Origin of the sequence: Streptomyces sp. P9-A2, assembly GCF_036634175.1 — a bacterium.
Lineage (GTDB): Bacteria > Actinomycetota > Actinomycetes > Streptomycetales > Streptomycetaceae > Streptomyces > Streptomyces pratens.
Genome location: NZ_JAZIFX010000001.1, coordinates 7,481,149 through 7,493,933 on the forward strand (window position 1 = coordinate 7,481,149; position 12,785 = coordinate 7,493,933).

The window sequence follows — 12,785 nt, forward strand, 5'->3', positions numbered from 1 at the left end:
AGGGTGTGCCGTGCCGAACCGGTCGGCGGTCGGCACGATCGCTCATCCTGCCGTATCCGGCAGGGCAGTTCGTACCACGCCGAGGCCGGGAGGTGCCCTGCTGCCACCCTGGTCAGATCACCTTCAGCCGCACCAGCGCGCCCAGTGTCAGAGCGCCGGGCAGCAACGGCAGCCACACCGTGACGACACGGAACGCCAGCACCACCGCCGTGGCCACCGCGGCCGCCCCGCCCGCCGCGACCAGCGCCACGATCAGGGCGGCCTCCACCGAACCGAGCCCGCCCGGTGTGGGCACCAGCGCGACCGCGACGGTCGCCGCGAGATACGCCACCGCCATGTGGGCGACCGGCACCGACAGCCCCAGCGACAGCCCCACCAGAATCAGCGACGCCGTCTGCAGCGCCGGGAACGCGAGGGCACCGCCCCACAACGCCAGCGCCCTCGACGGCCGGGTGTGCACCGACCGGGCCTCGCCGAGTGCCGTCCGCAGGAAGGAGACCACGGCCGTCCGTACCCGCCGTACGAGCGCGAGCACGGCCGCCGCGACGACCAGCACCGCGGCGAGCGCGAGCAGCAGAGGGCCCGACGCGCCCTCGGGCAGCAGGGATCCGGGACGCAGCACGTCCGGGAACGCGACGAGCAGCGCGCCCAGCAGGGCCACCCGGCCGATGGACTCCGCCAGCAGATACAGCGCGAGGGCGGCCGAGGAACGGGTCAGGGACAGCCCGCACACCGTCATGAACCGCAGATTGACCGCGCTCGCGCCCAGCCCCGTCGGCAGCAGGTGGTTGGCCGCGCCCGCCGCGAACTGTGTGGCCAGCAGCCGCCGCGCGGGGAGCCGTTCGAGGACCGCGCCCTGCCGGGTGCACGCGGCGGCCCCCCAGGTCAGACAGGTCGTGCCGGCCGCGGCCAGCAGCCAGGGCCATCGCGCGGTGCCCAGATGGACGAAGCCGTCGGCGAGCACCGACCGCTGCCGCACCGCGACCACGGTCACGAGCAGCAGGGGAAGTACGTACAGGATCCTGCGGAGGGTCCGCGTCACATCGAAGGAGCCTGTCCGTCCCGCGCCAACCGCGGGTGGCGGCAGGCCGGACGGCGGCTTACGGGTGGGCAGCGGCTGCTGGATCGTCATACGGACCCCACCTGCCCCGAACGGGTGGCGGGCCTTGACCTCAACAATGCTTGAGGTTCTACCTTCTCCGGCATGAGCATGGAGACCACCGCCTGGACCCAGTTGCACAGCGTCATGAACGCGGAGGAGGAACGCCGCCCCTTCGCGCGGGAAACGCTACGCCGCATCGCGGGATTCGCCCGCCCGCACCGCCGCCGCATGACCCTCTTCGTCCTGCTCGGAGCCGCCACCGCGCTGCTCGCCGTCGCCACCCCCGTCCTGGCCGGACGCGTCGTCGACACCATCGTGTCCGACGGCGACTCGGCCACGGTCGTCCGGCTGGCCCTGCTCATCGCAGTGATCGCGGTGGTGGAGGCGGCCCTCGGCATCCTCGGCCGGAGGCTGTCGGCGTCCCTCGGCGAGGAACTCATCCTCGATCTGCGGACCGCCGTCTTCGACCATGTGCAGCGGATGCCGGTCGCGTTCTTCACACGTACTCGTACGGGCGCTCTCGTCTCCCGTCTCAACAATGACGTGATCGGTGCCCAGCGGGCCTTCAGCAACACCCTGTCCACCGTGGTCGGCAACGTCGTCACGCTGGTGCTCGCCCTGGCCGTGATGCTCACCCTGTCCTGGCGGATCACCCTGCTCGCGCTGGTGCTGCTGCCGGTGTTCGTGATCCCCGCCCGGCGCATGGGCCGCCGCATGGCCGGGATGCAGCGTGAGGCCGCCGCCCTCAACGCGGCCATGGGCACCCGGATGACCGAGCGCTTCTCGGCGCCCGGCGCCACCCTGGTCAAACTCTTCGGCCGCCCGTACGAGGAGTCGCGGGAGTTCGCGGTGCGCGCCCGCCGGGTCCGGGACATCGGCGTACGGACGGCCACCGCCCAGACCGTGTTCATCACCGCGCTCACCCTCGTCTCCGCCCTCGCCCTGGCCCTCGTCTACGGCATCGGCGGCCACCTCGCCCTGCGCGGAGCCCTGGAACCCGGCGCGGTCGTGTCCCTGGCCCTGCTGCTGACCCGCCTGTACGCACCGCTGACCTCCCTCGCCGGGGCGCGGGTGGAGGTGATGAGCGCCCTGGTCAGCTTCGAGCGGGTCTTCGAGGTGCTGGACCTGGAGCCGCTCATCGAGGAGAAGCCGGACGCCCGCGCCGTGCCCGACGGTCCGGTCTCCGTGGAGTTCGACGACGTCCGCTTCGGCTACCCGTCCGCCGACAAGGTCTCCCTCGCCTCCCTGGAGGAGGTCGCCGCCCTGGACACGCACGGCTCCGCCGAGGTTCTGCACGGCGTCTCCTTCCGCGCCGAACCCGGGCAGACCGTGGCCCTCGTCGGCTCCTCCGGCGCCGGCAAGTCGACCATCGCGCAGCTGCTGCCGCGCCTCTACGACGTCGACTCGGGCGCGGTGCGGGTGGGCGGCGTCGACGTCCGGGACCTGACCGCGGGATCACTGCGCGACACCCTCGGCATGGTCACCCAGGACGGCCACCTCTTCCACGACACCGTCCGCGCCAACCTGCTCCTGGCCGGGCCCGGGGCGAGCGAGCCCGAACTGTGGGACGCGCTGCGCCGCGCCCGCCTGGACGGTCTCGTCCGCTCCCTGCCCGACGGCCTGGCCACGGTGGTCGGGGAACGCGGCTACCGCTTCTCCGGCGGTGAGCGCCAGCGCATGACCATCGCCCGGCTGCTCCTCGCCCGGCAGCGGGTCGTCCTCCTCGACGAGGCCACCGCCCACCTGGACAACACCTCCGAGGCGGCCGTCCAGGAGGCGCTCGCGGAAGCCCTGGAGGGCAGGACGGCCATCGTCATCGCGCACCGGCTGTCCACCGTCCGGGCCGCGGACCTGATCCTGGTCGTCGAGGCCGGCCGGATCGTGGAACGGGGCACGCACGAGGAACTGCTGGCGGCCGGCGGACGCTACACCGCACTGCACCGCGCCCAGTTCGCCCCCCGGCCGACGGACCACGACCCCGACCGCAGCGCACCGGCGGCAGCGTAGCCCTCTCCTGGCAACCCCTGGCAGCCCCTGGCGGACCGGTGGGGCCCGCGGGCCCGCCACACAGAGCCGCCGCCGACCCCGGTCCCGGGGTCGGCGGCGGCTCTCGCGTGTGCACGGCGGCTCCCCGGGGGGAGCCGCCCGGCGTCAGATTCCCTGGCTGGTGGCCTTGGTCCGGCCCGAGCTCTCCCCGTCGCCGGACTTCCCGCGCCCGGAATCGCTACGGCCGCGACCACGGCCGCGACCACGGCCGCGACCGCCGTCGCCGCCGTACGCGTCGAGTTCGATGGCGAGCGGCGAGGCGGTCAGGACCGACGAGTACGTGCCCACCAGCATGCCGATCAGCAGGGCGAGCGCGAAGTCGGTGAGCGAGTCACCGCCCAGCAGAGCCAGTGCGGCCAGGATGAACATCACACCGATACCGGTGTTGACCGTACGTGGCACCGTCTGCAGGATCGCCAGGTTGGTGGACTGGGCGAGGGGTGCCTTGCGGTCCTTCTGCCACAGTTCCCGGACGCGGTCGAACACCACGACGGAGTCGTTCACCGAGTAACCGATCACGGTGAGCAGGGCGGCCAGGAACACCCCGTCGATCGGCTTGCCCAGCCACGCGAAGATGCCGGTGACGATCACCACGTCGTGGGCCAGGGTGGCGACCGCCGCCGTACCGAACATCCAGCGGAACCGGAAGGCGAGGTACACGAGCTGGGCGGCGAGGGCCAGGCCGAGCGCGATCAGCGCGTTGCGGCGCAGCTCGTCGCCGAGGCTCGGGCCGATCAGCTCGTCGCGGACCTTCTCCGCCCCGCCGCCGACCTTCTCGATGGTCTCGGCGACCTCGACCGCCTCGGCGTTGCTCAGTTCGTCGGTACGCACCGTCAGCCCGTTGTCCCCGGAGGACTGCACGACGGCCTGCGGGAAGCCGGCGTCGGCCAAGGCCTCACGAGCCCGGTCCGGCTCGACGCTGTTGGTGGTCGAGTACTCGATCAGCCGTCCGCCGGTGAACTCGACACCGTAGTTCAGCCCGCGCACCACGATGCCGGCGCCGGTGACGACGACTACGAGGAGGGACACCGCCAGCCAGCGGCGGGGGCGGCGCATGAGCTGCGGGTCGCGGCGGGTGAGATAGGCGCGGACCCGCCCGATGGAGGCCAGACCGGTCATCTTGGGACGGCGGTGCACCCAGTTGCGCTCCACGGCGAACTCGGCGAACACCCGCGTGATCACCAGTGCGCTGATCATGGAGGCGAGGACACCGATGGCCAGGGTGACGCCGAAGCCCTTCACCGGACCGGAGGCGAGCAGGAACAGCAGCCCCGCGGCAATGAGCGTGGTGACGTTGGAGTCGGCGATCGCGCTGAACGAACCCTTGAAGCCGGCGGTGAGCGCCGAGCGGCTGCTGGGCCGGTTGCGTTTGCCGTACTCCTCTCGCGCTCGTTCGAAGACCAGCACGTTGGCGTCGACGGCCATGCCGATCGCCAGGACGAAACCGGCCAGGCCCGGCAGGGTCAGGGTCGCGCCGAGGGCCGCGAGGGCGGCGTAGGAGATCACCCCGTAGCAGGCCAGGGCAGCGGTGGCCAGGAAGCCCATCAGCCGGTAGACGACGATGATGAACAGCGCGGTGAGGGTGGTGCCGAGAGCGGCGGCCCAGGCGCTGGACTCGATGGCCTCGGCGCCCAGCGTCGGGCCCACGGTCCGCTGCTCGACCGTCTCGACCGGCACCGGGAGGGCACCGCCGCTGATGAGCAGGGCGAGTTCCTTGGAGTCGTCACTGGTGAAGGACCCGGTGATCTGGGTGGACCCGCCGGTGATACCGGCCCCGCAGGCCACGGACGGGTCGACCTGCGGCGACGAGATGATCTTGTCGTCCAGCACGATCGCGACCCGGCGCTTGGGATCACCCGCGGGGTTGCAGGCCGCCTCGCCGGTCAGCTTCGACCAGCCCTTGTCGTCCGCGAAGTCGACGCTGACCATCCAGCCGGCGCCGCTCTGCTGGTCGAAGGTGGCCTCGGCGCCCTTCACGTCCTGACCGGTGAGCGCGGCGGGGGCCAGGTGGAGCCGTTCCCCGGCCTCGTCGGCCAGGACGCGTTCGCCCTTCGGCAGCTTCTTGGCGGACTCGGGATCGGTACCGGGGGCGAGCACCGGGTGGACGGTGAGCTGCGCGGTACGGCCCAGTACCTCGGCGGCCTGTCGCGGGTCCTGCACGCCGGGCAGTTCCACGATGATCCGGTTGTCCCCGGAGCGGACGATGGAGGGCTCGGCGACACCGAGCGCGTCGATACGACCGCGCAGCACCTCGAGTGTGCGGTCCGTCGCCTCGCCGTCGGCCTCGAGGGTTTCGGTGGAACGGGTCTCCAGCACGATCTGGGTACCGCCGCGCAGGTCGAGTCCCAGGCGGACGGGGACCGTCGCGGCGATGTAGACGGACAGGGCGATCACGACAAGTGCGAACAACGCCCGGACACGGGCGGAACTTTTCACGGATGACTCCAGCAGTCACGCCGCGGCCGGTCCGGGCCACGGCGGAGAGGAAAGAAACAAGACTCTCATGTGCTGGAGGGGCCGGGAGGCCCCCGGCCGAGGTCCGACGGCATGTGGGCGGCGGCGGGCGGCGTGTGCCCGGCGGCCGGGGCGGGCCGGGCCGGCCGCGGAGGGATGCGGGGGGTGTGCGCGGGAGTGAAGAGCAGATGTCCCGCCGGTACCGTGCGCTCCCCGGCGTCACGCGGCGGCCTCAGGGGGACGATACGGGCGGTGCAGCCGTCGTCGGTGTGCGGACGGACGCCGGACGGCTCCGGCCCGTCGGACGCCGGGGCACCGGGCACCGCGGGCGCGTCGTGGGCGGGCGGCTGCGCCGCCCGGACGGCCCGGGGGTCGTCGGTGAGACCGAACCCCAGGGTCAGGAGAACGGCCGCCAGGGCGGCCAGAACCGCGACGGCGCGGAGCGGAGGGCGGGCGGTGCGGGAGACACGTCCCGGCAGGGCGGATTTCAAGGCTCGACGAGCCCCGCGCGGATGGCGTAACGGGTCAGATCCAGGCGGTCCCGCAGCCCCAGCTTGCTCAGCAGGTTCTCGCGGTGCCGCTGCACCGTCTTGATACTGATGAAGAGCATCTCGGCGATCTCCTTCGACGAGTGTCCTTCGGCGACCAGCTTGAGCACCTCCTCCTCGCGCGGGGTCAGCAGTTGGGGCGCCTCCTCGCCGTGCTGGACCCGGTCGAGGTAGTTGCGGATCAGGGCGGTGACCGCCCCCGGGTACAGGAACGGCTCGTCCCGCATCGCGGCCCGGCAGGCGGCGACCAGATCGCGGTCGGCGACCGACTTCAGCACGTACCCGCCGGCCCCGGCCTTGAGGGCCTGGAACAGGTACTGCTCGTTGTCGTGCATCGTCAGCATCAGGATGCGCAGGCCCGGCTTCAGCGCGGACAGCTCACGGGCGGCCTGCAGACCGGTCATCCGGGGCATGGCGATGTCCAGCACCGCCAGGTCGATCTCCTGGGCGCGGGCCATGGAGATCGCCTCCGCACCGTCACCGGCCTCGGCCACGACCTCGAGGTCCGGCTCCCGGTCGAGGATCAGCCGGACGCCGCGGCGCACCAGGGCGTGGTCGTCGGCGAGCAGGATGCGGATCGGGGTCGGTGGGGCCTGGTGGTTCATGACTGCTTCCTGACGGCGGGCACGGCCAGCCGGATCCGGGTACCGGTCCGGGCGACGGGAGTAACGTCCAGTGTGGCCCCGATGAGCAGGGCCCGTTCACGCATACCGCGCAAGCCGGCCCCCTCATGTGCGGCGCCGATGCCACGGCCGTCGTCGGTCACCTCGAGGACGACACGCTCGTCGTCCCGGTACAGGCTCACCGTCGCGGAACGCGCCTCGGCATGCCGGGCGACATTGGTCAGACTCTCCTGCGCCACACGGTAGATCACCAACTCCGTGCCGTTGTCCAGGGTGGGCAGATCGGTGCCGAAACGGCGGTGCACCCGCAGCCCGGTGTGCGTGGCGAACTCGGTGGCGAGCGAGGTGACCGCACTGATCAGACCGAGATCGTCCAGCACGCCGGGACGCAGCCGGCGCACCAGCCGGCGGACCTCGTCCAGACTCGCCCGGGTGATCTCCTGCACCTGATGGATATCGTCGCGCAGCGGAGCGGGTGCCTCGTCGGCGACCTGCTTCAGGGCCAGCAGAATGGCGGTCATGCTCTGCCCGACCTCGTCGTGGAGTTCGGCGGCGATGCGGCGCCGCTCCGCCTCCTGGGCGAGCAGGGCACGGGCGCTGCTCGCGGCGCGCTCCTTCTCCAGCCGCTCCAGCATGGCGTTGAACGTGCTGACCAGCTCGGCGACCTCCCCGACCCCGCGCACCGGAAGCCGCTGGCCGGGCCGCAGCAGGTCGACGGTGGCCATCAGCCGGGTCACCCGGTCCAGCGGGGCGAGCCCGACCCGCAACAGGGCCGCGTTGGCGACGAGCATCACACCCATGCCGCCCACGAGGATCACCGCCTCGGTCAGCAGCACCGGCACGGACACGGTCACCGGAGCCCACAGCAACAACGCCGTGGCCGCGCCCAGCACCACCGCGTTGAGTCCGAAGATCCGCCAGTACAGGGACACGGAGGTCACGCCTTTCCTCTTTCGTCTGCCTCTACTGTCGGATACCGCGACACTCGATGCGGCAGCGGCCCCTGATCCCGGCGAACAGCGAAACCGACAGAGTGCACGGGCCGACGATATTCGGTCGATGGGCTCCATGACCCATTTCCTCTCGTCCGACGGGCCCATACCGCCCGGGGTGGGTCCTCGAACCCGGTGGAGATGGGTACCGCGCCCGATGGGTTCCGGGCGGGGAAAGGGCGATGGTGATGGATCGACCACCCGTAACCCGAGGAGACTCTCCGTGTCGCTCGACCTGCCCCTCACCGAATCGCGCACCGACCACCCCGCCGTGGACCAGATCAGGCAGCGCCTCGAACACGCGCGCACCACACGGGTGGCACAACTCAAGGCCCTCGATGACACAGGGCAGAGCCCCGACGACCACCTGCTGGCCAACCAGCGGGACTCCATCAAGCGCGTTCTCAAGGAGATCGAGGAGGCCTTCGCCCGCGTCGAGGACGGCAGCTACGGCACCTGCCTGGGCTGCTCCAAGCCCGTTCCGGCGGAGCGGCTGGAGATCCTTCCGCACACCCGGTACTGCGTCTCGTGCCAGAGCCGCGCGGCCTGACCGCATCCGCTCCCGGCCCCGCCCCGTCCGTATTCCTCTCCCGCTCCGCCCAAGGGGGGTGCAGTGGTGACCCACCAGACGATCGACGAGCACGACGAGGTCCTCACATCCGAGGACCTCGCACTGTTGCGTGCGAACCTGTGCGAACAACAACTGTTCCGCAGGGACCAGCTGCGCCAGTTCGCCGTCGACGCGGGGCCGCACCTGGGTGACCCGGGCGCACCGCCGGTCGCCGGCCAGCTCGAGGTCCAGGTCAGGCTCGCCGCGTCCGCCCGGATGGTGCTCGCCGACGTGGAGGCGGCGCTCACCCGCATGGACGCCGGGGACTACGGCGTCTGTCACCTGTGCCGCGGCCGGGTCGAACGCGACCGGCTGCTGATCGTCCCGCAGGCCCGCTACTGCGCCCGCTGCCAGCAGGTGCGGGAGGCCGCGCGATGACCACGGCACACCACCGGCCACCGGACCGGCCGGAGCACGTGCGTACGAGACACGTGCGTACGAGACACGTGCGGGCGGATCACCTGCGTGCGAGGCACGTACACGGGTGACCCGCCCGGCCCCCGTTCCTCCGCCCGCGCGCTGCAGCCACCGTCCCGGGCGCGCAGGCGGCGGCCGCCCCCCGCCGCGGACACCCGTCCCGCCGGACCGCTCCCGGTGGGACGCCCCGGTGCGCACCTCACCGGGGCGGTGCCGCGTGCGGAGGGCACCGTCACCGGCGCCCGGCGCATTCCGCCGGGTGCCGGTGACCCAGGCCCCGAGACCGACCCACCTCGAAGGAGTGACGACGTGGCGGGCACCGTTCCTCCCGCGCAACCGCCCCCGGGGCCACGCCTCGGCCCGCTCCAGGGCCCTCGGCCGTGGCACCGGCGACTCAATCCCCTGCGCCGCCCCACCGACCGTTTCCAGGCCCGGATCGGCCTCGGGCTGCTGCTCGCGGTACTGGTCGTGGCGCCCGTGGCAGGCGTCGTCGTCGCGGAGCTCGCCCACCGCCACTACGCGGACGCGGCCCGCCACCAGACCCTGACCCGGCACGAGACGAGCGCGACCCTCACCGAGGACGTCCCGCGCCATCCGGAGCCCGGATCCGACGAGGCGAAGCTCGCCCGTTACCCGGCCGAGGTCCGTTTCACCACCGCCGACGGGCGTACCGCCACCACCCGGGCCGAGGTCCCACCGGGCCTGTCGGCCGGCAGTCAGGTGCGTATCTGGGTCACCGCCGACGGCGAGGGGAGCGAGCCACCGCTGACGCGTGAACAGGTCCGCAGCCGCAGCATGGGCTGCGCCCTCCTCGCCGCCGTGGGCACCGTCCTCACCGGCGCCGCCGCCCACGCCGTGACCTGCCATGTCGTGCGTCGCCGCAACCTCGCCGCCTGGGAGAGGGCCTGGGCCGAGACGGCCCCCCGCTGGACGGCATCCGGATGAACCGTCGCGCGGTCGGCGGGGAACTCGCGCAGCCCCGTACGCGCGCCCGGCCCCGGTGTCATCTGTGCTCGGCGGTGAGGGTCTTGACCCGGCGGAGCGTGAGGACGGTCTCCGCCGTGTGGACGCCGGGCAGCGCGCCGATCCCCTCGCTGAGGAACGTGTAGAGCTCCTCGGTGCTGCGGCACAGAGCCGAGATGACGAGGTTCGTCCGCCCCGTGACGGCGGCGGCGAACCGCACCGCCGAATGGCCGGCCACCCCCGCGCCCGCTTCGGCGAGGGCGTGTGGGGCGACCGTCAGCCAGATCAGCGCCTCGACGCCCTGCCCGAGGGGCTCGTGGTCGTACTCGACGGCGAGGTGGAGCACCCCCGTGCCCCGCAGCCGTCCCAGACGCTTCTTCACCGCCGTCTCGGACAGCCCCGTCACCGACTGCAGCTCGGTCAGCGGGGCGCGGCCGTCGCGGTGCAGCGTCTTCAGCATGACCTGATCGGTGGTGTCGAGAACGACCGGCGACACCGAGGGACCCGGGGCGGGCGTCCGCAGGGCCGCCTCCTCCTCCGGACCGAGCGCGCTGATCTTGCGCAGCCAGCGCAGGGAGTTGCCGTAGTAGGACCGCAGGATGCAGTGCGCGCCGACCGAGGTGACATGCGGGATGCGCTGGAGCCGCTCGAGAAGGAGATCGTCCCGTTCCTGGCTGCTGCGCGGGCTGATGGCACAGACGACCTCGGTGCCACCGGCGGCCAGGTCGACGTAGTGGGTGTCGGGCCGTCCGGCGATGGTGCCGGCCAGCTGCGACGCGGTGTTCCGGCTGCAGCCGATCCGGACGATCCAGCCGTCCCTGCCCAGGCGGCTGTCGTCGGTCATGCCGGTGACCCGCAGGTTCATGGTGGTGCGCAGCCGTCTGAAGCGGCGCGCGACGGTCTGGTCGGACACCCCGAGCACCTGGGCGATACGGCTGAAGGAGGCCCGTCCGTCGAGTTCGAGGGCCTGCAGCAGCTTGAGGTCGAGGGAGTCGAGGGACGAGGGGGTCACTGGTCTGCTGGTCTCTCCTGAGTGAGGCCGGGGGAGGGGCGGGCAGCCATCGTAGGACCGCGCCCGCCCCGGGACACGATGCCCCGGCCTTCCGGCCTTCGCTCCGTACCCGGTTCCGCGTCGTGAGAGTGCGGAACCGGGTACGGATGCGGGCGGGGGCGTCATCGCCCGGGGGAGCCGCCCGTGTTCCGGCCGGAGGACGAATCCACGGCCTCCGGCTGTTCTGCGGGCCGGCCCGACGTACCGTTCGCCCCCACGGCGACAGTGGCGCTGCCGGACGTTTTGCCCGTGTCCGCCGGAGCGGACGCGCTGCCCGCGCTCGCGGTGGCGGACGTGCCGTCCGAACCGCCCGCGCCCACCGTGACGGACGCCCCCGTCCGCTGCCGCAGCAGGACGGCCGCGGCCAGGGCGGCGAGGACCAGCAGGACCGCGGAGACGGTCAGGCACAGGCGCAGGCCCTCCAGGAACGCCTCGGAGACGGCACCCATCGCCCGGCCGGTGTCCGCGCCGAGTTCCATGCCGGCGACGGCGCCCAGTCCTCCGGCCCCGACCGTGTCGGCGATCGACTGTGCCGTGCCGCCGTGCAGACCCGCGTCGGCGAGGTGGGCGGGCAGCGTGTCGGCCGCCTTCGTCGCCAGCAGGGTGCCGAGCACGGCGGGCCCCAGCGCGCCGCCGAGCTGCCGGAAGGCGTTGTTGCCCGCGGCGGCCATGCCGGCCTGACGGCCGGGCACCGCGGAGACCGCGGTGCTGGTGATGCACGGGAAGGCGATACCGAGGCCCAGGCCGAGCAGGGCCAGTCGCCAGGCCAGCGACCCGAACGAGGTGGTGACGCCGAGCGTCGTCAGGGACAGCAGGGCGGCCGCGCTGATCAGCATGCCGGTTGTGATGATCACCCGGGGCGACACCCGCCGCATCACCGGTCCGATCACCATGCCCATGATCATCGAGACGACGTTGACCAGCACCAGGCGCACCGCGGACTGCCAGGTGTCCAGCTGCTGCACCATGCCCAGATAGAGGCTCAGAACGAAGAAGAAGCCGATCAGCCCGAGGAAGCTGATCATCACGACCAGCGTGGAGCCCGTGAAGGCCGGGCTGCGGAACAGGGACAGGTCCAGCATCGGCGACTCGCCGCGCCGCTCCACCACGACGAACAGCGTGCCGCTCACCACGGCCACCACCAGCGCGACGACGGTCTGCGGAGCGGCGAACGAATCGGCGCCGCCCTCGATGACCCCGTACACCAGGGCCGTCATGGCCACCGCGGCGGTGACCTGGCCGGGCCAGTCCAGCTTGCGCCGGGAGGTGGCCCGGGCGCCGGGCAGCAGCCGCGCGGCCACCGCCATGGTCGCCAGGGACACCGGCAGCGGCAGCAGGAAGACCCACCGCCATGAGGCGTGCTCGACGATCACACCCGCGATCAACGGGCCGACCACCATGGCCGCCATCATGCAGGTCGTCCACCAGCCGATGTACTTGCCGCGCTCACGGTGGTCCGGAACGACCTGGCTGATCAGTGCCAGCGTCACCGGCAGCAGCGCCGCGGCTCCCGCACCGGCCAGCGCCTGGCCGGCCCACAGCATGCCGATCGACTGGGTGCTCAGGGACACCGCCGCGCCCGCCGCGCTGAGCGCCATGCCCACCTGGTAGACCTTCTTGCGGCCGTGCACGTCGCCGAACACGCCCGCGGTGAGGATCAGCGCGGCCACCGGCAGCACGTAGGCGTCGGAGACCCACGACAGTTCCGCGGTCGTGGCGCCCAGCGCCCGCTGGATCACCGGCAGGCTCACCGCGACGGTCGTCACCGGCAGATAGGCGACGAAGACGCCGGCACACGCCAACGCGATCACGGCCGCCCTACGGCCGTCTCCGGCCGCCTTTCGAGAAGCGTTCAAGGAAATACTCCCGTGCGGTGCCCGGCACCGCGGATATCGAATGAATCGGCTCCACTGTGGAGGGCGAGGACCGCCGCAGGCCAGCCGGAGGCCGGACCGTGGGGGAATCCGACATCGGGAGGG

The 12,785-nt window shown here is 72.4% G+C and carries 11 protein-coding genes; 4 read left to right on the forward strand and 7 right to left on the reverse strand.

Annotated elements, in window-relative coordinates:
• Positions 1–112 precede the first annotated feature (112 nt).
• On the reverse strand, positions 113–1,132 hold the full coding sequence (locus tag V4Y04_RS33780) for a lysylphosphatidylglycerol synthase transmembrane domain-containing protein (protein WP_332432124.1): 1,020 nt from the start codon (positions 1,130–1,132) through the stop codon (positions 113–115).
• 72 nt (positions 1,133–1,204) lie between these two features.
• On the opposite strand from V4Y04_RS33780, the gene V4Y04_RS33785 reads away from it, so the two are divergent.
• Positions 1,205–3,109, forward strand: a complete 1,905-nt coding sequence (locus V4Y04_RS33785; protein WP_332432125.1) for an ABC transporter ATP-binding protein — start codon at positions 1,205–1,207, stop codon at positions 3,107–3,109.
• A 144-nt stretch (positions 3,110–3,253) separates the two neighbouring features.
• On the opposite strand, the gene secD is transcribed toward V4Y04_RS33785, so the two are convergent.
• The 4 genes from secD to V4Y04_RS33805 all read right to left on the reverse strand — a co-directional run bounded on the left by secD (position 3,254) and on the right by V4Y04_RS33805 (position 7,705).
• Positions 3,254–5,584: a protein translocase subunit SecD gene (gene secD / locus V4Y04_RS33790; protein ID WP_332432126.1), complete on the reverse strand. Its 2,331-nt coding sequence runs from the start codon at positions 5,582–5,584 to the stop codon at positions 3,254–3,256.
• A 65-nt stretch (positions 5,585–5,649) separates the two neighbouring features.
• Positions 5,650–6,093 carry a hypothetical protein gene (locus V4Y04_RS33795; protein ID WP_332432127.1) on the reverse strand — a complete coding sequence of 148 codons (444 nt, stop codon included), beginning with the start codon at positions 6,091–6,093 and terminating at the stop codon, positions 5,650–5,652.
• Positions 6,090–6,755: a response regulator transcription factor gene (locus V4Y04_RS33800; protein WP_332432128.1), complete on the reverse strand. Its 666-nt coding sequence runs from the start codon at positions 6,753–6,755 to the stop codon at positions 6,090–6,092. The genes V4Y04_RS33795 and V4Y04_RS33800 overlap by 4 nt, the downstream gene beginning before the upstream one ends.
• Positions 6,752–7,705, reverse strand: a complete 954-nt coding sequence (locus tag V4Y04_RS33805; protein ID WP_332433098.1) for a HAMP domain-containing sensor histidine kinase — start codon at positions 7,703–7,705, stop codon at positions 6,752–6,754. Before V4Y04_RS33805 ends, V4Y04_RS33800 begins: the two co-directional genes overlap by 4 nt.
• Positions 7,706–7,988: 283 nt before the next feature.
• On the opposite strand from V4Y04_RS33805, the gene V4Y04_RS33810 reads away from it, so the two are divergent.
• The 3 genes from V4Y04_RS33810 (at position 7,989) to V4Y04_RS33820 (ending at position 9,737) form a co-directional block, all read left to right on the forward strand.
• Positions 7,989–8,315 (forward strand): TraR/DksA family transcriptional regulator, encoded by a 327-nt coding sequence (locus V4Y04_RS33810; RefSeq protein ID WP_332432129.1) that lies wholly within the window; start codon positions 7,989–7,991, stop codon positions 8,313–8,315.
• A 66-nt stretch (positions 8,316–8,381) separates the two neighbouring features.
• Entirely contained in the window at positions 8,382–8,753 is a 372-nt protein-coding gene (locus V4Y04_RS33815) for a TraR/DksA family transcriptional regulator (RefSeq protein WP_332432130.1), read from the forward strand.
• A gap of 348 nt (positions 8,754–9,101) precedes the next feature.
• Positions 9,102–9,737 (forward strand): Rv1733c family protein, encoded by a 636-nt coding sequence (locus V4Y04_RS33820; RefSeq protein ID WP_332432131.1) that lies wholly within the window; start codon positions 9,102–9,104, stop codon positions 9,735–9,737.
• A gap of 58 nt (positions 9,738–9,795) precedes the next feature.
• On the opposite strand, the gene V4Y04_RS33825 is transcribed toward V4Y04_RS33820, so the two are convergent.
• Together V4Y04_RS33825 and V4Y04_RS33830 are read right to left on the reverse strand one after the other, a co-directional pair.
• On the reverse strand, positions 9,796–10,767 hold the full coding sequence (locus V4Y04_RS33825; RefSeq protein WP_332432132.1) for an Lrp/AsnC family transcriptional regulator: 972 nt from the start codon (positions 10,765–10,767) through the stop codon (positions 9,796–9,798).
• A gap of 161 nt (positions 10,768–10,928) precedes the next feature.
• On the reverse strand, positions 10,929–12,662 hold the full coding sequence (locus V4Y04_RS33830; RefSeq protein WP_332432133.1) for an MFS transporter: 1,734 nt from the start codon (positions 12,660–12,662) through the stop codon (positions 10,929–10,931).
• Positions 12,663–12,785: the final 123 nt, after the last annotated feature.